The sequence below is a fragment of the Roseixanthobacter psychrophilus genome (assembly GCF_043195195.1).
In the GTDB taxonomy this organism is placed as follows: Bacteria; Pseudomonadota; Alphaproteobacteria; order Rhizobiales; family Xanthobacteraceae; genus NCEH01.
Genome location: NZ_JBAFWT010000028.1, coordinates 1 through 21007 on the forward strand (window position 1 = coordinate 1; position 21007 = coordinate 21007).

At 64.4% G+C, this 21007-nt stretch carries 24 protein-coding genes and 1 tRNA gene; 8 read left to right on the plus strand and 17 right to left on the minus strand.

Annotated elements, in window-relative coordinates; genetic code table 11:
• Window positions 1-200: 200 nt before the first annotated feature.
• Together V5F77_RS20235 and V5F77_RS20240 are read left to right on the plus strand one after the other, a co-directional pair.
• Window positions 201-2129, plus strand: coding sequence for a hypothetical protein (locus V5F77_RS20235; protein WP_429007151.1), 1929 nt, complete (start codon window positions 201-203; stop codon window positions 2127-2129).
• Window positions 2130-2143: 14 nt separating this feature from the next.
• Window positions 2144-3733 carry a PEP/pyruvate-binding domain-containing protein gene (locus tag V5F77_RS20240; RefSeq protein ID WP_429007234.1) on the plus strand — a complete coding sequence of 530 codons (1590 nt, stop codon included), beginning with the start codon at window positions 2144-2146 and terminating at the stop codon, window positions 3731-3733.
• A 230-nt stretch (window positions 3734-3963) separates the two neighbouring features.
• Here the strand turns inward: V5F77_RS20240 and V5F77_RS20245 are convergent, their stop codons facing one another.
• Window positions 3964-4974 carry an NAD-dependent epimerase/dehydratase family protein gene (locus V5F77_RS20245; protein WP_429007152.1) on the minus strand — a complete coding sequence of 337 codons (1011 nt, stop codon included), beginning with the start codon at window positions 4972-4974 and terminating at the stop codon, window positions 3964-3966.
• Between the two features lie 564 nt (window positions 4975-5538).
• Here V5F77_RS20245 and V5F77_RS20250 point away from each other — a divergent pair.
• The 3 genes from V5F77_RS20250 (at window position 5539) to V5F77_RS20260 (ending at window position 10579) form a co-directional block, all read left to right on the plus strand.
• A complete protein-coding gene (locus tag V5F77_RS20250) occupies window positions 5539-7086 on the plus strand; it encodes a porin (protein ID WP_429007153.1) in 1548 nt (515 codons plus the stop codon).
• 412 nt (window positions 7087-7498) lie between these two features.
• Entirely contained in the window at window positions 7499-9703 is a 2205-nt protein-coding gene (locus V5F77_RS20255; RefSeq protein WP_429007154.1) for an OmpA family protein, read from the plus strand.
• A gap of 159 nt (window positions 9704-9862) precedes the next feature.
• Complete coding sequence (locus tag V5F77_RS20260; protein ID WP_429007155.1) at window positions 9863-10579, plus strand: hypothetical protein; 717 nt, start codon at window positions 9863-9865, stop codon at window positions 10577-10579.
• A 72-nt stretch (window positions 10580-10651) separates the two neighbouring features.
• Here the strand turns inward: V5F77_RS20260 and V5F77_RS20265 are convergent.
• The 3 genes from V5F77_RS20265 to V5F77_RS20275 form a co-directional block, all read right to left on the minus strand.
• Window positions 10652-10728, minus strand: a tRNA-Pro gene (locus V5F77_RS20265).
• Between the two features lie 133 nt (window positions 10729-10861).
• On the minus strand, window positions 10862-11791 hold the full coding sequence (locus V5F77_RS20270) for a tyrosine-type recombinase/integrase (protein ID WP_429007156.1): 930 nt from the start codon (window positions 11789-11791) through the stop codon (window positions 10862-10864).
• Window positions 11792-11817: 26 nt separating this feature from the next.
• A complete protein-coding gene (locus tag V5F77_RS20275) occupies window positions 11818-12096 on the minus strand; it encodes a hypothetical protein (protein WP_429007235.1) in 279 nt (92 codons plus the stop codon).
• On the opposite strand from V5F77_RS20275, the gene V5F77_RS20280 reads away from it, so the two are divergent.
• Window positions 12005-12559 (plus strand): hypothetical protein, encoded by a 555-nt coding sequence (locus tag V5F77_RS20280; protein ID WP_429007237.1) that lies wholly within the window; start codon window positions 12005-12007, stop codon window positions 12557-12559. The two genes, V5F77_RS20275 and V5F77_RS20280, sit on opposite strands and share 92 nt — an antisense overlap.
• 29 nt (window positions 12560-12588) lie before the next feature.
• Here V5F77_RS20280 and V5F77_RS20285 read toward each other — a convergent pair whose 3' ends face one another.
• The 12 genes from V5F77_RS20285 to V5F77_RS20340 all read right to left on the minus strand — a co-directional run bounded on the left by V5F77_RS20285 (window position 12589) and on the right by V5F77_RS20340 (window position 19575).
• The gene (locus V5F77_RS20285) at window positions 12589-13626 is read right to left on the minus strand and encodes a phage Gp37/Gp68 family protein (protein ID WP_429007157.1); all 1038 of its coding nucleotides are present in this window, start codon (window positions 13624-13626) and stop codon (window positions 12589-12591) included.
• Complete coding sequence (locus V5F77_RS20290) at window positions 13619-13885, minus strand: hypothetical protein (protein ID WP_429007158.1); 267 nt, start codon at window positions 13883-13885, stop codon at window positions 13619-13621. Before V5F77_RS20290 ends, V5F77_RS20285 begins: the two co-directional genes overlap by 8 nt.
• 3 nt (window positions 13886-13888) lie before the next feature.
• Complete coding sequence (gene dnaN / locus V5F77_RS20295; RefSeq protein WP_429007159.1) at window positions 13889-15013, minus strand: DNA polymerase III subunit beta; 1125 nt, start codon at window positions 15011-15013, stop codon at window positions 13889-13891.
• Window positions 15013-15222 carry a hypothetical protein gene (locus tag V5F77_RS20300; RefSeq protein ID WP_429007160.1) on the minus strand — a complete coding sequence of 70 codons (210 nt, stop codon included), beginning with the start codon at window positions 15220-15222 and terminating at the stop codon, window positions 15013-15015. Before V5F77_RS20300 ends, dnaN begins: the two co-directional genes overlap by 1 nt.
• A 2-nt stretch (window positions 15223-15224) precedes the next feature.
• Window positions 15225-15671 carry a tellurite resistance TerB family protein gene (locus V5F77_RS20305; protein ID WP_429007161.1) on the minus strand — a complete coding sequence of 149 codons (447 nt, stop codon included), beginning with the start codon at window positions 15669-15671 and terminating at the stop codon, window positions 15225-15227.
• Between the two features lie 154 nt (window positions 15672-15825).
• On the minus strand, window positions 15826-16908 hold the full coding sequence (locus V5F77_RS20310) for a DUF2303 family protein (protein WP_429007162.1): 1083 nt from the start codon (window positions 16906-16908) through the stop codon (window positions 15826-15828).
• A gap of 45 nt (window positions 16909-16953) precedes the next feature.
• On the minus strand, window positions 16954-17292 hold the full coding sequence (locus tag V5F77_RS20315) for a hypothetical protein (protein ID WP_429007163.1): 339 nt from the start codon (window positions 17290-17292) through the stop codon (window positions 16954-16956).
• Window positions 17293-17306: 14 nt separating this feature from the next.
• Window positions 17307-17981, minus strand: a complete 675-nt coding sequence (locus V5F77_RS20320) for a hypothetical protein (RefSeq protein WP_429007164.1) — start codon at window positions 17979-17981, stop codon at window positions 17307-17309.
• A complete protein-coding gene (locus tag V5F77_RS20325; protein WP_429007165.1) occupies window positions 17978-18511 on the minus strand; it encodes a hypothetical protein in 534 nt (177 codons plus the stop codon). Before V5F77_RS20325 ends, V5F77_RS20320 begins: the two co-directional genes overlap by 4 nt.
• Window positions 18508-18789: a hypothetical protein gene (locus tag V5F77_RS20330; RefSeq protein WP_429007166.1), complete on the minus strand. Its 282-nt coding sequence runs from the start codon at window positions 18787-18789 to the stop codon at window positions 18508-18510. The genes V5F77_RS20325 and V5F77_RS20330 overlap by 4 nt, the downstream gene beginning before the upstream one ends.
• 4 nt (window positions 18790-18793) lie before the next feature.
• Window positions 18794-19234 (minus strand): hypothetical protein, encoded by a 441-nt coding sequence (locus V5F77_RS20335; protein WP_429007167.1) that lies wholly within the window; start codon window positions 19232-19234, stop codon window positions 18794-18796.
• Entirely contained in the window at window positions 19234-19575 is a 342-nt protein-coding gene (locus V5F77_RS20340) for a hypothetical protein (RefSeq protein ID WP_429007168.1), read from the minus strand. The genes V5F77_RS20335 and V5F77_RS20340 overlap by 1 nt, the downstream gene beginning before the upstream one ends.
• Before the next feature lie 156 nt (window positions 19576-19731).
• On the opposite strand from V5F77_RS20340, the gene V5F77_RS20345 reads away from it, so the two are divergent.
• Window positions 19732-20022 carry a hypothetical protein gene (locus V5F77_RS20345; protein ID WP_429007169.1) on the plus strand — a complete coding sequence of 97 codons (291 nt, stop codon included), beginning with the start codon at window positions 19732-19734 and terminating at the stop codon, window positions 20020-20022.
• Window positions 20023-20025: 3 nt separating this feature from the next.
• Here the strand turns inward: V5F77_RS20345 and V5F77_RS20350 are convergent, their stop codons facing one another.
• On the minus strand, window positions 20026-20685 hold the full coding sequence (locus V5F77_RS20350; protein ID WP_429007170.1) for an XRE family transcriptional regulator: 660 nt from the start codon (window positions 20683-20685) through the stop codon (window positions 20026-20028).
• 82 nt (window positions 20686-20767) lie between these two features.
• Here V5F77_RS20350 and V5F77_RS20355 point away from each other — a divergent pair, with 82 nt between their 5' ends.
• Window positions 20768-20989: a transcriptional regulator gene (locus V5F77_RS20355; RefSeq protein WP_429007171.1), complete on the plus strand. Its 222-nt coding sequence runs from the start codon at window positions 20768-20770 to the stop codon at window positions 20987-20989.
• Window positions 20990-21007: the final 18 nt, after the last annotated feature.

A 21007-nucleotide genomic window follows, 5' to 3' on the forward strand; every position in this document is an offset into this window, starting at 1 on the left:
GCCTCTGCGCTGCTTTTGTTGCGTTGAATCCGACGTTTTTAGCAGGTTTTAATCTCTTGGTTGTGGGGGTTCATTGCATTTGCGTCCCTTTGAGCATCGTCGCCAATCCGATGGTTGTGACACTCCCATGACTGACCTCCCGCAATCACATCCCGTGACCGGTGTGCTTTTGTCCTGGAAGAGGCACGGGACAGGCAGCCATGAAAACCGAAATCATCGAGCGGCTGGGGCAGGGGGACATTCTGGTCCCAGCAATGATTGCAGAGGGCTTGAGTGCGAACGAACGGGTCAAGGCGCGCCTCAGCGTACTGCAGGGGGTGGGGCGGCACGCGCGAAATCCGCAGGCCGCGCCATTCAATCTCGGGGTCGAATGCCGTGCGGCCGGGCTCGACTCGGCAGCCATGGAGATCCTGGTTTCCCAGGCAACCACGGTTCAGGGCGAATGTGTCGAGGCGCCGGGATTGGCGAGCCTCGGGGATGGGATCTGGGCCGATGTTGAAACCATGGGACGGTGCGTCAAGGCGGGCGATGCTGCCGAAGGGGACGCCGGCCTTGCCCGGCTCGCGGCGCTGAAAGCGGCGCTTCCGCTCGGCTCGGCCGATACGGTCGGGTTCGCTGTCATTTCCCAACTGACCAGCTTGTCGGAACATGGAGGCGATAGCCTCCACCGCCTGGTGATGGATCTGCATAAGGCCCTCAATCGGCTCTCTGCGCAGCATGCGGAAGAGATCGTGGCCGGGGCCCATGCGTTCGGCCTGCTGCCCGATGACCGCCCCGCGGTGGGGGCCTTCATGCGCGGATTGGAATCGACGCGCAGGCTCAAGTTTGACCACCCTGGCCTTGCGACTACGGTCGCCCGGTCGGGTGCGCGGCTCACGATACAGAACGACATCGGCGAGACCGATGCTCATGTCGTGGTCATTTCGGTGGAGGGCGACGCGGTCACGGTCACCTACACCGACGTCCATCTGGCGCGGGCGAAGTTCTTTACCGGCCTTCTGCGGGATTTTCCTGCCCAATGGAGCGGTCTGGAGCGCAAAAGCGGCGAGGCGCTTGGCGATGATGGGGTGTTCTATCTCGTCACTGGCCGGTGCCCCTTCACCGACCCCGCGGGGCGAGATGCGTTCCTGGAAGGCGTCGGCGCCAGTCTGGTGTTCCTTATTGATTGGAATAAGGCGCGCAAAGTGCTGCGCACCTGGGTCCCGAAGGCCGATGCCGTGCGGGTCCTCGATTGGGCCGCGCGGAACAAAGTCGGCCAACGCGGCTTCCTGGAACTCGGCGGAAGCGAACTGGTTGCCGCCGCCGTTCAGCACGCGGCGCCGACACGCATCGGCTTCGGCGAGCGGTTGGATGCCGCGCTCGGCCGTGATGCCGCAGTCGATTTTCTCAAGACAGTCTTGAAGGTGTCCGCCGAGGCGCTGCTGAACGGCAGTTCGGTGCGGCTGGCGCGGGACCAGATCGAAGCGGATCTGGTGCGCCACCTCCAGCGGGTCGAGGCCACGTTGCTGGCGATCGTGGTTCGGCAGGCCGGCTTGGCGCGGGAGATCGCCACCGCCATCGCCCATATGATCGCCGAGCAGCAGGCCCGCCGCGCCGTCGATCGCGACGCCCTGGCGCGTGGCGCGCGCCGCATCGAGGAAAAGGCCGACCGTATCGCCCTCGAAGCGCGCAATATGATCGCGCGCTTCGAGGCGGCTTCCGCCATCGTTCGTCTCGTGAACGGCCTAGAGGAAGCGATCGACGAATTGGAGCAAGCCGCTTTCGTTGCCTCGCTCGTGCCCGATGGGCTTTCCGCTGACCTGCTGAAGCCGTTGGCGGATCTGTGCGCGGCGGCCGTTGCGGGTGCCGGGGCCGCGGCGAGCGGGGCTGCGGCTGCAGCCGAAGTGCCTGCGGGGCAGCGGATCGATTCGGAGGACGCGTTGGCAGCCGTGGGGCGCCTCATCGAAGCGGAGCATGCGGCCGATTCCGCCGAGCGGGCGGTCACGGCCCTGGTTCTCACCGAGACCTATGATCTGAAGACGGCGCTCGGCGTGCTCGAACTCGCGCGGGCCCTGGAACGGGCGACCGACCGGCTGGCGGGCTTCGGCCACGTGTTGCGCGAGCATGTGCTCGCCGATCTTTCAAAGTGAAAAAGGAGGGGATGATGCATATCGCTCGCATCGCTGGCGGTTCCACCGCGACACCTTCTGCAGAGATCATCGGGGCCAAGGCGGCCAATCTGGCACGCATGGCGGCGCTGGGCCTTCCCGTTCCGCCGGCTTTCGTCCTGCCTGTGGAATTGTGCGCCGCTATCGTGAGTGGCGAGGCCGGGGCCCGCAAGAAGCTAGAGGACGGGCTGCGCGAAGGCATGGCCTTTCTTGAACAGGCGACCGGCAAGATATTCGGCGATCGGCGCCAGCCGCTGCTGGTTTCCGTGCGCTCGGGCGCCGCACGGTCCATGCCGGGAATGCTGGATACGGTGTTGAACGTCGGCTGCACTGAGATGGCGGTGCAAGGCCTGATCCGCGCAAGTGGAAATCCGCGCTTCGCCTGGGATTGCCGCAGGCGCTTTCTGGAGAGTTATGCGGATGTGGTCCTGAGCGCCGATGGTGCGGCCTTTGCCCAGGCGCGTGCCGTCTTGGCGCACGCCGAAGGAAATATCAGCGAGGCGGAGCTGGACAGCGAAGCGCTGGAACGACTTGCCCGCATTTACGAGAAACTGATCGACGGCGCGGACCTCGACCTGCCGGACCATCCGGCAGCGCAGGTGGAAGCTGCGGCCCAGGCGGTTTACCGCTCCTGGACCAGCGATCGCGCCATCACCTATCGCAAGCTTCAGAACCTTGGGGATCTGCAGGGCACCGCCGTCACCGTCCAGGCCATGGTCTATGGCAATCGGGGCCTGTCGTCGGGCGCTGGCGTGGCCTTCTCCCGCGATCCCTCGAGCGGGCGCGCGGAGCCGGTGATTGACGTGCTGTTTGGTGCTCAGGGGGAGGATGTGGTTTCCGGCAGCCGCACGCCAGATGGCGAGGAGGCCATCGTGCGGGCGGCGCCGCAGGCAGCTGAAGATCTGCGGGCCCGGCTGGTTCAATTGGAAGAGGCCTTCCGCGATGTGCAGGACGTGGAGTTCACCATCGATGAAGGGGAACTCTGGATTTTGCAGACCCGTGCGGCAAAACGCACCCCGCGCGCCGCTCTGCGCTTTGCCATAGACCTCGTGGCCCAAGGGCTGATTACGCCAGATGAAGGCACGGCGAGGCTCGCCGATCTTGATCTCGCCGCCCTGGTCACCAAGCGCCTTGTGGATGTGGGTGTTCCGGTAGCAGAGGGAATCAGTGCGTCCGCGGGCGTCGCCGTCGGGCGCGTCGCGTTCGACTCGCTGAGTGCAGAGCATCTCGCCTCCACCGGCACACCGGTGGTCCTCGTGCGGCCGGATACCAGCACGGCGGATGTCGCGGGCTTTGCCGCTGCAGAAGGCATTCTTACGGCCGTGGGCGGCCGCACCGCCCATGCGGCGTTGGTTGCGCGGCAATTGGGCAAGCCGTGCATCGTCGGGTGCGCCGGATTGAGGGTCGATCCCACAACACGCACGGCGATACTCGGAGGGGCTTTGCTCCACCAGGGGGACTGGCTGACGCTGGATGCGGACGCGGGCCTGCTCTATCTCGGCCAGGGCCGGATAGAGCAGGAACGGCCGGAGGCGGATCTTGCGGAAGTTGCACGGTGGCGCAGCCAGGTTGCCGAGATTTCCTGACCGCAGACGGTGATTGCGAAGCAGCAGCAGCCGACCGCAGCGCCAATCGCTACACCCACATTTTATCTGTTTCGCACAATGCGGTGAGAGCTGCCCGAAAGCGTTGCTGTCACTGTTCCCCGCCCGAAGCTGCTGCCAGGCTATCCGCGGCGGATGGAGCCCGCCAAACAATGGTTCGTTCGCAAAAAAAAGCGCGTCTCTGCGCGGGAGTGGCCTCCCGCCCGGCGTTCTTAGACGCGGTAATAATCCTTGTACCAATCGACAAAGGCAGCGACCCCGACCGATATATCGGTGTCAGGACGGTAGCCGGTGAGGCGCTCAAGGAGATCCACATTGGCATAGGTGTTGGGGACGTCCCCCGCCTGCATCGGCATATAATTGCGAATCGCCGTCCTGCCAACGCAGCGCTCGATCTCCGCGATGAAGTCCAGCAGCCGCACCGGACTGCCTTTGCCGATATTCACCACGCGGAAGGGCGCGGCCGGGCTTGAGCCCAATGTCTCGTCGCTCTCATCGGGCAGCATCGCGGCTGCGGGGACAACATCGAGCAGCAGGGCCACCGCCTTCACCAGATCATCCACGTAGGTGAAGTCGCGATACATGTCGCCGTGGTTATAGACGTCGATCGGCTCGCCCTTGAGCATGCTGCTTGTGAACTTGAACAGCGCCATGTCGGGCCGGCCCCAGGGCCCGTATACGGTGAAAAATCGAAAAGCCGTCGTCGGGATGCCCCATAGATGGGCGTAGGAATGACTCATCACCTCTGTCGCCTTTTTGGTGGCGGCATAGAGGGTGAGGGGAAAATCGGTCCGCTCGCCCTCGATAAAGGGCATCAGGGTGTTGGCGCCATAGACCGAGCTGGTGGAGGCGAGCATGAAATGCTTCACCCTGTGCACACGGGCCAGTTCCATGACGTTGAAAGTGCCGATCAGGTTGGCGTCCACATAGGAGCGGGGATTCTCCAGGCTGTAGCGCACCCCCGCCTGGGCCGCGAGATGGATGATCGCTTCCGGGCGGAAGGCATCCGCGATGTCCTGCAGGGCGGTCTGGTTCTCCAGCATCACTTCGTGGGCGCTGAATCCCGGATTCTGAAGCAGCAGCGCTTCGCGCCGCCGCTTGAGCGCGACATCGTAATAAGGGGTCAGCCCGTCGATACCCGCGATCTCGTGGCCCGCCTTCAGCAGCCGTCGCGCGAGATGAAAGCCGATGAACCCGGCCGTACCGGTAATCAAGATCCGCATAAGGAATGTCTCGTCGGGCTGCCAAAACGCCCCGCTTCTGAACTGGCCACTTTGGCGCGAGCGTGTCTTCACCACATTCGGTGACGCGATTCCAGTGTGGCCGGGAATCCAAAGGCCGAATCTTTGACTTGGCTTTGGCCGTGATTCTCTGGTCTTGGCCGCATTTGGTCCGTGCGACGGCAATTTTTAGATTTTGGAAGCCGGCGCATCAATCTTGTCAGGATTGTGGGTAATTCATCAGCCGGCAGCGCAGAGCTTCAATGCTGGCCACGATTTGTCGGCATATGTACGGTATCTAGGTAGAGAAAATGAGGCGTGTTAATCCTGCAACACTGCCTGGAAATCCAGTGCTGAAGACCCTTTCCGGCGCATACAGGCGTTGATCCCAGGTGAGCCTTTTGTATGGTTGCTTTGCGACGAAGGGGGGCAGTCCCCGGTCGCCCTTCCTGCGTTTGTGGCTTCGGCCCGAGTGCGGTGGGGAATCGGGGCAAGAACCCTCTCGGGGTGCAGTGGCACCGACGAAGTGGCGCTAGCTCCCTCGGAACGAAACTTGGAGGTCACACGATGAAGATGGTGAAAAGCCTTCTCCTCGGCAGCGCGGCGGGTCTCGTCGCGGTCGCTGGAGCAAATGCTGCCGATCTGCCTGTCAAGGCGAAGGCCGTTGAGTATGTGAAGGTCTGCTCGGCGTACGGCGCTGGCTATTATTACGTTCCGGGCACCGACACCTGCCTGAAGATCGGCGGCTATGCGCGCGTCGACTATTATTACAACGGCGTTGGCACGTTCAACCCGGCGATCTCCAACGTCGCCGGCGGGGCGTTCAGCAACCCCGGCACGGGCTCCATCGCCTATCCATTCCAGACCGATCGTAGCTCCGACTACAGGACCCGCGTTCGCGGCACGTTCGACTTCGACGCCCGCACCGCGACTGACTACGGGGTTCTGCGGTCATATGTCCGTGGCGGCGTCGAGTGGAACTCCTGGGGCGCCTCCGGTGCCTCGGCCACCCCGTCCAACGGCGGCAACAACCTCTATGTCGAGCGTGTGTTCATCCAGTTCGCTGGCTTCACGTTCGGTTACACCCAGTCGTTCTTCGACACGGGTATCGACTATATGATGACGACCCCGTATGCGGGTTCGAACCAGTGGAACACCGTGGTCGCCTATACCGCGCAGTTCGGCAACGGCTTCTCCGCCAGCTTGGCGTTGGAAGATGCGGCCAACCGCATCACCGGCGTGCAGGGTTCTGTCTCGACCGTGCTGCCGACCACCCTGGCCGGCCTCGCTTCGGGCGTAGCCTCTCCCGGCCTCCCTTTGGGCTACGTCTCTCCCGGCTACACTAACTACCAGGCCGGCACGCAGGTTCCTGACATCGTCGCCAACCTGCGCGTCGATCAGGCCTGGGGTTCGGCTCAGCTGTCTGGTGCTCTGCATCAGGTCACGGCCCTCACCCCTCTCAACACCGGTGTCTTCCCGACCGGCGTTTCCTATCTCGGTCAGAGCACGGACGACACCTGGGGCTGGGCGATCGGTGGTTCGGTTGAACTCAAGCTGCCCGTCATCTCCCCCGGCGACAGCTTGTACATCCAGGCGAACTATGCTGACGGCGCTCTGAGCTACCTCGGTCTCTCGGGCACCACCCAGGGCCGCGCCACTAGCCTCGGCTCCTCCGGCATCAACAGCTTCGGTTCGTTTGCGTCGTATGACGGCGCGTTCTACCCGCTGGCTGACGCCGTGTGGAACGGTTCGAACCTCAGCTACGACACCGAGTCCGGCTGGGCTCTCCAGGGTCAGTATCGCCACTACTGGATGCCGAACCTGCGTTCGGCCGTGTACGCTGGCTATGTGGACATCAGCGTTCCCGACAACACCGTTGGCGCCGCCGACGTGAAGATGTGGCAGGTCGGCCTCAACACCATCTGGTCGCCGGTGAAGAACCTCGACCTCGGTGTCGAAGTGCTCTACTCGAAGGTTGAGGGCGGCAACAACCTACTCGCCAACAACACTACTGCTTACCTGACCCCCAGCCTCGCCACCGGGGTTGTCACCTCCGCCGTGGGCGGTTCCACGGACGTGTGGTCGGGCGGCTTCCGCGCTCAGCGTAACTTCTGATCGACTGAACAGTCGGTTCGAGATGGGCCCCGGTGGATTTCCACCGGGGCCTTTTTTTGTCTGGTTGGCTTCGGCTCAGGTTGGACCCGGTTTCGCGTGCTCTTTGCCACGCAGAACGCGCACCAAATGTCCGCCGTCCTGGGCATGTTTCGGAGGGCAGGGGCCTTAAGTTCGCGAGGCGAGCAAGGCGATCGCATGCCCCTCCGCTCCATGCAGAGCTTCCTGCCGCGCTTCAAAGCGTGTCCTTCAATGGCAACAGGCGCAATGCCATCTCGCGCACCATCGCCGTAGCGAACCCGCGGACGAGAGCACCGTGCGCGCGGGTCTGTTTGCCTTTACCCGCTCGCCGATCCATGGGATCACTGCGGAGCGGGCCTTCCCGCACATCGTCGGCGGAGGGATGAGACGCAGCATGGAAGCTGGAGCCGGCGGAGATCTGCCGCGCCTGCGGTCCCGGTCGTGGGTCCGGTGGCGTGCGGGCGGCCTTGTTGCGACGACCCTGGCCGGCCTTGCATTGCTCTGGTGGCTCGCCTTGTTGCAGCGCCCAGCCATTGAAGCCGATCTCGAGGAGCGCGCCATCGAGGCATTGCGCAATACCGGTGAATCTTGGGTCCAGGTGCGCTTCAACGGCCGTGATGCCGTGATCACCGGCGAGGCCCTGGCGGAGCAGCCGCGTATCAAGGTTCGAAGTGCGCTGGAAAGCCTGTTCGGGGTGCGGCAGGTGAGCGATTCCATCGTCATGCTGCCCGAGCGGCGCCCCTTCACCTTCACCGCGGTCCGCGATGGCCGAACCTTGCTCGTGTCAGGCTATGTTCCGTCCGCCTATGCTCTTGCGCGCATCGGCGAAGCCGCGCGCGCGCTTCCGGGCGGGTTATCGGTGCAGGGTCTCGATCGGCTGGTTCGGGCCCGCGGTGCGCCGGCGGGAGATTTTTCCTCCGTCGTCGCATTTGCCCTCGAGCAATTGGTGCGCCTGCCTGCTGGTCGCGTCACGCTATCCGACGATGTCATGTCGATCGAGGGCCGCAGCCCGGACCTCGCCACGTACGATTCCCTCGGGGAGATTTTCCGCAGGCCCCTGCCGCAGGGTTTCCGCTTAGGCATTTTCGCTGTGCGCCCGCCGGTGATCACCCCCTATCTGTGGTCGGCGGTGCGTGACGGCAACCAGGTGGACCTGCTCGGCTACGTGCCTTCCGATGAGGCGCGGCAACAGGTGCTCGCGGCAGTCCGCGGCGCCCTCGACGATGCGCGAGTGACGGACGAGATGCGCTTGGCCGATGGCGCACCGAGCGCCGAGCGGTGGATCAAGGCGGTGACCTTCGGGCTCCATCAATTGGCTCAGCTTCCGAAGGGCAGGGTGGATATTTCCGACACCGCGATTACCTTGGATGGTGCGAGTCCGGACTATGGTTCCTTTGACGCCCTGCTAGCCGCGCGCCGCGCGCCGCCGGAAGGCTTCTCTGTGGCCCGCTTTCTGGTCGATCCACCGCGTGTCTCGCCTTTTCTTTGGGCGGCGACGCTCCAAGGTGACACGTTGAAACTGACCGGCGCGGCGCCTACCGAGGAGGCGCTGCGCGGCATTGTGGAGGCCGCGCGCAGCGTGCTTCCGGGCATCGTCGTGACGGACCAGACCAAGCTCGCTTCCGGGGGCCCCCCCGCCGATGCCTGGGTGAATGCCGCAAACTTCGGCTTGGCCCAATTGGCCAAGCTGCGTGAGGGGCGGGCTGAGCTTTCCGGCACTCACATCACTTTGTCGGGCGAAGCCTCCGATTCGAGCGCCTATGCTGCAATCCGGTCTGCTGTCGCGGTGCCGCCGACCGGCATTCATGCGGATGCCGGGGCGGTGCGGCCTCCATTGATTTCGCCTTACGTGTTTGCCGTTCGACGCGACGCCGAAGGTGTCATCGTTTCCGGCTTCTTCCCCGATCCCGCAACCCAACTCGCGGTTCGTGCACTGATTGCGGATCTCTATCCCAGTGACCGCATCAACGATGTAAGCGCGGTGGGGGCCGGGGCGGCGCCTGGCTTTGGAGAGATGCTGCCCAAGCTCCTTCCCGAGATGGCCCGGCTCGAGACCGCGGAATTGCGGATCGTCGACGGGCAGGTCCAATTGTCGGGTGCGGCGCTGCATCCCGCCGCGGTGGCCCAAATCGAAGCTGGCGTTCGCCGCGCGCTGCCCCGAGGTTTTACCGGCGAGGTCACCTTGGATCGGGCACCGCCGGGGACGCCGGAATCCGACCAGGAATGCGCCGGTGAGGTGGAGCATGTGCTTGCGACAACGCCATTGCTGTTTGAGGCGCGCTCGGTTCGGCTTGTTGCCGCGAGCGCCTCAAGCCTCGATCGCATTGTCTATGCCGTCCAGCGCTGTCCCGGCACACGCGTGGAAATATCGGGTGTGCCAGAGGGGAGCGGAGGGGGGGATTTTGCCTTGTCTCGTGCGCGAGCAGACACCATTTCAGCCTATCTGAGGCAGGCAGGTATTGCCCCCGGACGCTTGGTCGTCGGAACTGGTGCGGGTGGCCCAGGTCCGGGATTCGACCCCGCCTCGGGGCGGGTGCGGGGCGGCGTGCAGATCATGATCCGTGCCGCGGAGCCGGCCGTGGAGCCGGTGCTGAGATAGCGCTCGGTTCACGCGGCAGCAGGTTACATGCCGGCGAATCGGGAGGAAAAGAAAAATGGCCTATCTCGCCCTGACCCTCTGGCCCTACGTGCTGGGTGCCTTCATCCTCGGTCTTGCCGTCGGATATGCATTCCCGCCGGCGGCGCGGGAGCCGCGGCCATGATGTCGTTCGAAATCGAGACTGCCCTCCTGCTGATCCTGGCGTGTGCGCTCGGCATCGCCTTAGGCATGGTGTTGCGTCGGCGTTCCGAACATAGGCGGCGAATTTCCCTTTTCGCCCAGTCAACTTTCGTGCCGCTGGCCGAATCCGGCGACAGCTTCGAGGCGGATGACCTACCGGAGGCGGCGCCTCAGGCGGGGGCCACAGCGATCTCGGATGGTCCATCCCCCGCCATCTCCGAGATGCTGGTGAACCAGCCGGCGCCGCCAGATCCAGTCCCCACAACGCCTCCCGAGAGCAAGCCCAAGAAGTCGCAACGGCGCCCGCCTCCGCGTGCGGGGAGCACGAAGGCGGAATCCACGAGCCCGATAGCACTTCCCGACCTCTCGACGCCCGAACAACAACCGACCCTATTCACTTTGCCCCCGATCTCCTCAGGCGAGGCCGCCGTTCCTGGCACGCGTCCGCCCGCTCTCGCCGGTCCGGATCCCGCCGGCGCGGATGATCTCAAGCGACTCAAGGGCATCGGCCCATTGAACGAACGCAAGCTGAACGGGCTTGGTATCTATCACTTCCGCCAAATCGCGGCCTGGAGCGACGAGGAGGCCCGTTGGATTGGCGCAACCCTGGGATTTCGCGGCCGGGTCGAGCGTGAGGATTGGGTCGGCCAAGCGCGAACCCTGATATCGGCTGCGCCGCTCAACAACGCCCCGTGAGCATTGTCACCCGGTTTTCTCAGCTCCGAGGGCGCCGGGTCTGAGCGGCTGGACCTTGGAGAATGAGACGAATGGTCGGAGCAGCAGGATTCGAACCTGCGACCCTCTGCTCCCAAAGCAGATGCGCTACCGGGCTGCGCTATGCTCCGACGGGCGAAGCGCCTTTGCATTCCTTAGTTTTTCCGGAGATGGAGGGCAAGCCCTCCGCTGAAATAAGGGAACGAAAGAGGGCCGAAACCCGGTGTTCGGGACGGAAAGTCCCGGAAAAATCCCGAAATCCGTTCATGGCCTGTTCTTCGTCTTGCGCTCGATACGCGGCGGGGCCGCCTCGCGCACGTTGCGCTGGGCGGCCTCGGTCGCTTCCATCGCGCGGCGCAGATCCATGTCGTCGGCGTGAGCGTATTTCGTGGTGGTTGCGATATCCTCGTGGCGCAATAGCCGCTGCACGAGCTTTAGATTCCCACTCTCGCGCAGAAGGCGGGTGGCGGCGGTGTGTCGGTGGTCATGAAACCGGAAGTCATCGATCTTCGCGGCGACCTTGCAGCGGCGCCATTGCGTCTTCAGCCCCTCATAGGTGATCGGCCGGCGTTCGCCCCGGCGGCGCCCGTCCCGCACGCGTTGGACCTGATAGGTGAAAACGGCATCGGGGTGGTGCCCCCGCAGGGGGAAGAGCAGTTCGCGCAGGCCCGTTGTCAGCGGAATCGTGTCAACCTTCTCGCCCTTGCCGCGGATCGTGATGCTGCGATTGCCCCAATCGATATCGGAGGGGCGCAGGCCGACGCATTCGGCGAGCCGGCAGCCGGAGAGCAGGGCGAAGCGAAGGATGGGGTGATAGTCGGGGCGGAGCGCATCGAAAATCTGAGTCTCTTCCTCGCTGCGCAACTCGCGCACCCGTTCCTTGGGCTCTGCCAGCAGGAAGTCCTTCCACTCGATTTCTTGCACCTGCTGATCCCAGTGCTTGCGCGCTCGGGCGAGGACGCGGCGGAGCGGCTCGGTCACGGTCCTGTTGACGGTGGAGTTCTTGACGCCCTCAGCGCGTCGGCGAGCAACGGCTGCCGAGACGATCTGCTTGCCGATGTCCTTCAGGAGCGTCTTCGGGCCAAGCTGAATCGTGAGCCATTCCAGGGCGGAATCGAAGGTCTCGCGGTAGTTTCCGCGATAATGTTGCCCGACCTCGGTGAAGAAGCGGGCCATGGCGACATTGACCGTCATCGCCGCTCCGCCCGGCCCGGCGGCGCTCAGTGTTTCGCGCGCCGCTTCCCGCTGGCGGGTTTCGTGGCGCTCGGCCTCGCGGCGCGACGTGCAGCCCGTTGTGCCATGAAATCGTACACCTCGGAATTGGAAGTCGAAGTGGAAGAACGGGCTTCCCTTGGGCTTATAGACGGACATTGGTCAACTTTCCGGCGCGCCGCCACGAAGGCATCGATGTCGGTCGGATCGAACATGCGCCGCTGGCGCCGCTCGCCCCGGCCGGTCGAGATGTATGTGATCTCCCCATGGCGGATGTGTTCGCGCAAGGTGCTGGTGCAGATGCCTAAAGCTTTGGCAGCCTCCTCCATTGACAACAGCCGAGACATGTTCAGTTGCCTCCCTGCTTGGAGAAGCATGCGAGCAACCACGTCCGCACGCGGGATTGAAATGATGGATCGGCGCTCATGTGCTCGCTCTCCGGATGGCCTGATAATCGGCCTCGACAAGAGGGAGGAGAACGCCGGCGACACCGCGCCATGTGCGTTCGGCGGCGGGGTCTGCTGGCTGCTGGCGCCGCTGCAGGACTGCGCAGAGGCATGTAGCGAGCATCGGCCACGCCTCGCGGTTATTGGTGACCCCGCCATAGACGGTTTCAGCGCCGGCTTCGGCGGCACGATAGGCATTCTGCACCTGGTCGGTGAGGTCGTGGCGATCAATCCAGGCGCGTTCTGGATCGCGCCTTGGCCAATCCGCCAAAGCCTCGCGCGTGTATGTGATGAGGCGCCATAGCGCCATGCGGGTGGGGCGCAGGTGCTCGCTCATAGGGTCACCGGTGTGCCGTTGTGTTCGATTCCGTCGAGACAACGGCCAGCGGCGCGCTTGCCGACGCGGCGCATGACGTGGAATCTCACCCCGTGGAAGCCGCGGCCGCCGGCAAGGTTCAGCCAACGGGTCTTGACGTCGTCAGCGAACTTTCGGCCGTAATCGGCTCGCCAGTCTGGATCGTCCCGTTCTCGGTCGATCGCCACCGCCCACTCGCCCCACTGCTTGAACAGGTAGGGAATTCCATGCGCCGCGCAGAAGTCGCGGGCGGCGCGGTGCCAATCTGGATGCGACGGGCGGGCGCGCGGGCCGCTCTCTCCGCCGGAGATGAGCCACGACAGGAATTCCCAGCCGGTCCAGTCCACCAACCCGAGGGCGGGCTCGTAGCTCACGAAGGTGGACCATCCGCCGGCGGCGAGCGCGCCAAGATCCTCGCGCCGCTCATCGGCCCGGTGCTGATCCTCGACCGAGACGCCGAGCAAGACATTCGGAAGGGGCCATGCACCGAGGTAGACCCGCGGGCCAGCGGGGGCGAAGCTATCGTCAATTCCGGGCGCTATCAGCACGACCTGGAGCCGTTGGTCCAGCGCCATGCCGCAAGCGAGTTCATAGACGCGGCGCGGCGTTGTCGGATCGGTGCAGTAGCGGCGCATCCGCGCTGAGCGCTTCGTCAACACTTGAAGGGTGTGCTGCGGGCACAGCGCCATGACGGCGAATACCCGGTCGATCCACTCGTCTGGCACGCTCTCGTGAAAGAGATCGCTCATCGAGTTGACGAAGATCCGCCGCGGGCGGCGCCAGCGCAGCGGCTGGGTCAGGATGTGCTCGGGTGCGAGGGCGATCTTGCCGGTCCACACCGCGTTGCCGTTCACCACCTTGGTGGTGCCGACATAGTGAGAGGTGGACTGCATCAATTCGATGCGCCGCGCCATGCTCATGGCGTAGCAATTGGTGCAGCCTGGAGATTCCAGCGAGCAGCCGACGATGGGATTCCACGTCGCATCGGTCCATTCGATTTTCGAATTATCACCCATGGTCGCTCCCTTCCAATTCGCGCAGGCGATCTGCGCGGGTCGCGATTTCCTCTTTCAGCTTCTGGATTTCCGCGGTCACTTTTTGCCGCATGTAGTCTTCGGCGCGCGGTATCTCCTGCGCGATAGCCTCGATGAGGCGGCGCGCCTCGGCCGGCGTCAGGTGGCAGATGGTGGCGCGTTCTGCCCGGCCGGCGGGGTCCGGATTCCGCATGTAAATGCCGATGGCCGAATAGTCGGCCTGAACTTCTAGATTGCTCATCGCTCATGCCCTCATCGGCATGAGCACGAAGAGCGACGTGGCGTCGCCTTCGGCGGTGATGAGGGCGGGCGAGCCGGCATCCTCCAGCATCACGCGCAGGCGGTCGCCGGGGGCCACGGAGCAGATGTCGGCGAGATAGGCGGAGTTGAAGCCGATATCGAGCGGCTCGGCGTCGTAGGCGGCCTCCATTTCGTCAACCGCAGTTCCGGTATCCGGGCTGACCACGGAGAGGGTGAGGGCTGAATCAGAAAAGGAAAACTTCACGGCCCGCCCGCGCTCGGTCGAGAGGGTTGAAACGCGGCTCACGGCGGCGGCGAACTGTGCCTTGTCCAGCACCGCGGCCTTGGAATTCCCGCTCGGAATAACGCGGTTGTAATCGGGGAAGGTGCCATCAATGAGCTTGGTGGTGATGGTGGTCACGCCTGCGGCGACGCGCAGTAGCGTCTTGCTCACGCTCACCTGCACCTTCGCCTCGCCCTTGATCTTCGCGAGCTTCGCCATTTCGGCGACGGCTTTGCGCGGGATGATCACGCCGAAAGGTTCGCCTCCGGTTCCTTCCGGCGCCGCCATCTGGTAGCGCGCGAGGCGGTGTCCATCGGTGGCGACCGCACGCAAAACCAAGCCATCGGCATGGTCCTGCAGGAGATGGAGGAAAATGCCGTTCAGGTAATAGCGCGTCCCCTCGGTGGAGATGGCGAATTCCACCCGGTCGATCATCTCGGCCATCTTGTGGGAATCGAGCGCGAAGGAATGCGACCACTCGCCCTTGGCGGCGTCGGGAAAATCGGCCGGGTCGAGCGTCGGCAGGGTGGCCCGCGACTTCCCGCAGCGGATCGTCACGGTATCGCCGTCGCCGCCCGTCAGGGATATTTGCGTTCCATCGGGCAATTTGCGCACGAAATTGAACAGGGTATCGGCGGGCACCGTCATGGCGCCGGTGTGCTCGATCTCCGCCGCTATTTCGGTTGTGCCCGTGATATCCAGATCGGTGGCGGTCAGGCCCAAGGTCTCACCGAACGCGGATACCTTGATGTGGCTGAGGATCGGGATGGTGTTGCGCCGCTCCACAAGCTTGTGGATGCGCTCCAGGGCGCCGGCGAGCGCGTCGCGCGAAAGGGATAGCTTCATCAGGCGGCTCGCTGTGAAAAGAGGTCGGGTTCGTGCGGGCGGGCCTTGCCCGCGTCTTTCGCCGCGCGGATCTCGGCTCGCAGAAGGTTTGTGGTGATGGTGGCGAGCCGCCGGCCGAGTCCGGCGCTCTTATCGTGTTTGCCCCTGGCGCGGGCATAGGCCGCGATCAATTCGCGGCGCTGAGCCTGAAGTGTCGCGGCCTTGGCCATGCTCAGAAGTCGAACTTCGAGGTATCGACGTTGAGGCGGCTGGCGATCTTCTTCAGGATCTCCGCTTCCTGCGGTTCCACCTCGCCATCGGCGTTCGCCACATCGACGGCCACCAGATAGACGTCTTCCGCCATCTGCCCGCCATCACGGCCCTTGATATCGTCGAGCTCGCGCGCCAGGGCCTGCCGGCCCGAAGCATCCTTCGCCCGCTTGAACATGGTCTCGGCGGTGACCTCGATCTGGTTCTGCTGGTACATCTTGCCCAGCACCGGATGATTGGTGAGGATGCGCGTCACCTTGGAGCGCTCGCTGTCCTCGATCTCCCCATCGGCATTCGCCACCAGGGCGGAGGCTGCGCACACAGCTTCCAGATAGTCCTTGTTCTGCGAATAATCGGCCTGCACTTCCTTGGCGCCGGCCTTGAACGCCTTTTTGATGGCTCCGAACATGGATCACTCCTAAGTCTTATGATTTCGGCTGTGCCCCAGCCTGAGGGTTACTTGCGCCAACGCTGGAAGCGGCGGCCTGCCTCGAACACAACGCCGGTCCAACACAGCCCCATGGCCAGTTCCGGCAGGTTGTTGAAGACGGCGATCCACATGATCAGGCCGCCATTTCCGGCTTACCCTCATAGGCGGGCAGGCCGGTGGTGGTGGCGGCATCCTGCAGGTCCGCCTGTACCTGTTCGCGCAGGAAGTATTCCCAGCGATAAAGCTGGTAGAACCAGGAGATGGCGCCGCCGCTGATGCGGTAGCGGATGCGCGCGGGGATGCGGATGCGCGGGGGCTCGGCGTCGCCGGAGACGAACGGCGCCACGGACACCATGAAGATTCCGGGGATATCGATGGGCTCGCCAGCGGCGTTCGTGTGCTCGGTGGTGAACACCACCTGGCGCTCGCCGGTCTGCGGGTTGAAGGCCTGCTTGACCTTCGAGCCCTCGTTGACTTCCAGCGACCGGGACAGAGACAGGATCTCGTTGGGGGCACCGAACCGGGCCTTGAACTTTTCCGCGAACTCGGTCACCTCGCCAGGGAACGGCGAGGCCAGCTCGGCCACATGCTCCTCGAGGAACAGGGCGAACTTGGCCTGTTCCATGGGCTTGCTGTCGCCGGCGATCCAGACCTTGAATTCTTCGGTCAGGGGGAACGCGTAGACCACGCGGTGCTTGCCGAAGCGCGCCTCATTATCGAGGGTGTGATAGTCCAGCACCGCCGTCAGCTTGGGGTTGGGCCAAGCCGTTTCGGCGAAGATGGCCGAGCCGTCATCCTTATGGCGTTCCACCAGGGCGATGAAGGAGGCGAGCGTGTTGACGGTCGCCGTGCCTTCGCGTTCCAGTTCCGCGCGGGCCTCTTCGATGAGGTCGATGAGCGAGATGAACTCCTGCGCCCGGCGGTCCCAGCCGACCGGCACCACGGGGGGCAGTCCGCGCCCGAGGCCGGCGGTGGGGATCGAGATGATATCCGGCTTGCTGCCTTCGATGGCCAGCGCCTTCAGGCGGTCGATGGCATCGCCGCGCAACTCGCTGGAATAGGGCGCGTATTCCGCCGCCGCGCCGTGCAGCGCCGAGGCCAATCCGAGGCCCTCGGAGAATCCTCCGAGCCGCGCGCCGATCATCGACGCGTCGATGGTGATGTTCAGCTTTTCGTCCGGCGCCTTGCCGTCGTTTTCCGGCGTCTCTTCCGTCATGGGTCTATCCTCGGTGGGCAATGGGGGAGGGGGGGGGGGCGCCGGTCAGGCGCTGGCGCGCTCGCCGGCTGGGCGCGGCCCGGCGAACATGTCGGTCTGGCTCGGATGTTCGACGCTCAAGGCGTTGCCTACCGGCCAGAAGGTGGTTGCGGGGAAGCCCTTTTCCTTGGGCAGCTTCACCTTCACGACCGGCTTCAGGTCGATCCGGTCGGCGAGTTTCGTGAACTCGACTTCCAGGGTGAGGGAGGCCTGCGCCTTCTCTTCGGGATGCTGTTCCAGCGTCTCGATGACGCGGGCGAGTTCCTCGTTGAGGCGGCTTTCCAACTTGCCGCGGGACAGGAGCCCCACGGCTTGCAGAAAGCCGCGAATGACACGCTCGGACATGGGGAAAGCTCCTTTCAGGCAGCCGCACGGGCCGCGATGTGCTGGGGGAAAAGCTGGGTGAAGCGGGCGCGCCATTCGGCGGCGGCGCGCGGCCACGGCCAGATGGAGATCCGTCCGCGCAGATGCGCGGGTTCGATGGTCTCGAAGTCCGGATGCCAGGGATGGGGCGAGGGGCACAGGAGCTGCGCGCGCTCGGCGGCGAGCATGCGCAGGTCCCAATCATGCACGCGCTTGGAGACCTCCGGCGGCAGAGGCCAGGGCTCGCCGGCGGCCTCATAGATGGCGGAGTCCAGATCGTGCTTCAGGCCGGCGATGGCGTCGCGCACCAGGGCCTTGCCCACGCGCTCCACGGTGGGACCGCCATTCATCATCTTCGCGAGCGCCCGGCCCGCGCGGATGGCGATGGCCCATTGCACGGGCGTGATCAGGTCTCCGCAATAGGATTCATGAGCGTCGTGCAACAGGAAGGCGCGCGCGACGACGATGCTGCCCGTCTCGGCCAGGATGGCATCCACGCCGAGCACGCAATGCTGCGCTACCGAATAGGGGCCGCCGCCGGTCGCCCCGTTGAAGCGGGGCAGGCGCGCGAGATGGTTGGGGATATCGGTGACGAAATCCACCATGCCGGCGTGCGGCGTCATCAGGTCGCCGACGCGGCTGGTCTCGGTCTGCATCCAGGCTTCGGTCATGCGGCCTCGCCATCGCTGGGTTGAACGGAAACGAACGTCGGCGCGCCATCCACTATTTGGAGGCGAAAGGGCTGATCGCCCCATTTGAGGAAATGGACCGCCACGACCTCAGGGTTGTCCATGTCCCGCGCGTTCGACGCGAACTCTCGCGCGAACTCTTCGAGGGTTTCGGCGCAGCTTTCGGGCTCGCCCATCTCCCAGCAATTGGTGAAGTCGGCGGGCGCCCCGCCCTCTACCCGATAGGTGCCGTCTGGATAGACAGTCACCTCGCGCGATCCGCGCGGTTCGCTCCACGTGAAATCCAGGCACTCGATCTCCGTGACCCACATCGCGTAGACGTCGGACGGATCGTCGCCGTCGTCATCAGCCCCGGAACCGCCGACCCTGAAGGCCAGAACGTCCGCGGCGGCGGCGCCGCCGCCGTCCCATAAGATCCAGTCCGTGGGGTGTGCCTTTCCCGGCGGCATCACTTCGTCAACCAGGAATTCCGGCCACCAGGTGCGGGTCGGCTGGGATTGATCGTTGTTCATGCGGCCTCGCCATCATTGGGCTGAACGGGTTCAAAGGTGGGGGCCGCGCCGCCGAACTGGCGCAGCGCGATCTCTAGGGCGCGGTCGATGGTGCGGGCGAGCGGCCCGGTGCAGCGGGGATCTTCCCGCATGCTCACCATCCACGGGCCGACGCGGGCGGCGGCATCGCGCTGGCCGGTGCGCACCGCGAACAGCAGGGCCTGCGAGGCCTGCCACACAAGGCGCGCGATGCTGCCGGGGCCGGTGCCGCCGGGGGAATAGGAGATGAGCGCGCCCATGGGTTCAGGCCGCCGCCAGGCCGGAGGGCGGACCGGCCAGGGCGCGGGCCTCGTCTGCATATTCTTTGATCTGCGCGGCCGAGAATCCGGCGCGGGCGAGGTCATCGGCCGTGCAGCCGCCGGTGGCGTGTTCACAGGCGCGCATCACATCCGCCATGCGGACGGCGATGCCGGCTGGCGGGGCGGGCTGTGTGCCGTCCGCGACCTTAGCGAAGCGGAAGGGCGCGAAGCCTTGGGCGAAGCCATGCAGCCAGATGAGCGGCGCGGCCATCTGCTGGGATGGGTTGAGATGGTCGCCGGGCTCGACGGCGCGCACGGTGTAGATGTGGCCCTTGGCGAGGGGGAAGCGAGGGCCGGCGCCGAAGATGCTGGTGCAGCGCACCACGTCGTTCGCCTTGAGGCCGTGGGGATGGCCGACCTTCGGTCGGATGCTGCCTCCGGTCATCAGGCGGCCTCCCCGGTGGGGATTTCCCCGGCGGCGGCCTCGGCCAGCCCGGCGACAAACTCGGCACGCACGGTGGCGATGCGGGCGGCCAGGAAAGCGCGGGCATCGTCCGCGGCCTCCACCTGACCATCGAAGAGGCTGTCGTCTTCCTCTTCGAAGAGCTCGGTGTTGAGCGCCTGTTCCTGCCGCAGGGCCAGCTTCGGCAGGTGATCGGCGGCGGCGATGAAATCGCCGGCCTCTTCTTCGGCGAGGGCGAGCGCCGGCCCGAGGCCGGAGAGCGCGCGCTTCAGCTTGCGCGCCTCATCGGCGGTCAGTTGGGCGGGGAAGATGATGTCCGACATAGGGGCTCCCATCGGGTGATGGGATATGAAAGCGCCACTTGATTTAAAACGTCAAGCAGTGCTTTCAAAAAAAGTCCAGCGCATCAAGAGTGTTTTGTGTTCTTGCTTCGTTCTCGTTTGCGAGTCACATTGTCGCGGTTAGCTCGGAGTAGAAAGATGGCACATGTGACTTACTATGTCGTACTCGTGTTCGACCGATCCGATAAAGGTCGGCTGCGCCCCCGCGATCCTATTGCGCCTCAATCGAAGGCAGGTGCGCGAAGATTAGCATGCCGATTATCGCAGGAGGCGGCAGGCGTTCTTGCTTTCAGCCGGACCGGAAATATTGATATGGGCGACTGGCAGGATGCTGTGATCATATACAGGAAGGGTGATTTACCTGAGGATCTTGGGTTGCCTGATCATGAGCCGTGGGAAGAAGAGGGGTGTCTGTCAGAAATCGCTTAGCTTTTAGCGGCGGGCGTATTTGCCGACAACTCGATGGCAAATCGGCCAATCAACCTTTGCAACGCGCCATTCTTTGGCGGGTTGCCATTGACGCAGAAGCCAATCCTGTTCCGTCCACGAAAGCAGGTTCTTCAAGATCGCTTCCACCTGCCCATCCGGTGCATGGTCATACAGGATAACATCTTCCTCCCGTGCGGGTGGAAGGCCCGGATGCACTAATGCCATGTCTCCTTGGCGATAGGCCGGGAACATGGAATCCCCCATGACAAGCATGCCGTAGGCACCGCGCACCCCTTCCAGAATGGACGGGCGCTTGACAACCTCGATTGCTTCAAAGGTCACTATCAAGTGGCCCGTGCCACCCATGGCAGCCGCATAGACGGGGAAGTCCCTCGGGCCGACCAATTCCGAGCCTGCGACAAACTGGGGCGTGAACGCTTGCGGCCTCTGATCCGGCACTGGCTCACCGGTAGTGTTGGTGAACCATTCCACCGGCATCCCCAAAGCCGCGGCGATCTCTCTAAGCCGCGATAGTGTTACATCGCTTGCGCCGCTCTCCCACTGGGAAACCGCCTGCGATGAAACGCCCACGGCCTCGCCTAGCTTCCCTTGGGACCATCGGCGGGCTCGCCGCGCTTGTTTAATGCGATCTTTCAGCGCCATAGCGAAATCCTAAAGTGGTGCTTACAGGCGGTCCACCAAACAGCGCTTGCGTTTTAATGAAAGCGGTGCTTGATTTGACGGTATGGACAGCCGAGACGAACCACTGCGCCGCGCGATCAAGATCGCCGGCACATCATCCGCCCTGGCGGCGCTGGTCGGTGTGACCCCTCAAGCGGTGTCGCAGTGGCCTCGCGTTCCGGCGTCACGTGTTTTGCTGGTGGAGCGCGCAACCGGCGTGTCTCGCCATGAATTGCGGCCCGATATCTACGGGCCGCTCGAAGAGAAGCGAGGGGAGGCGGCATGATCGTGAAGCATTTCGTTC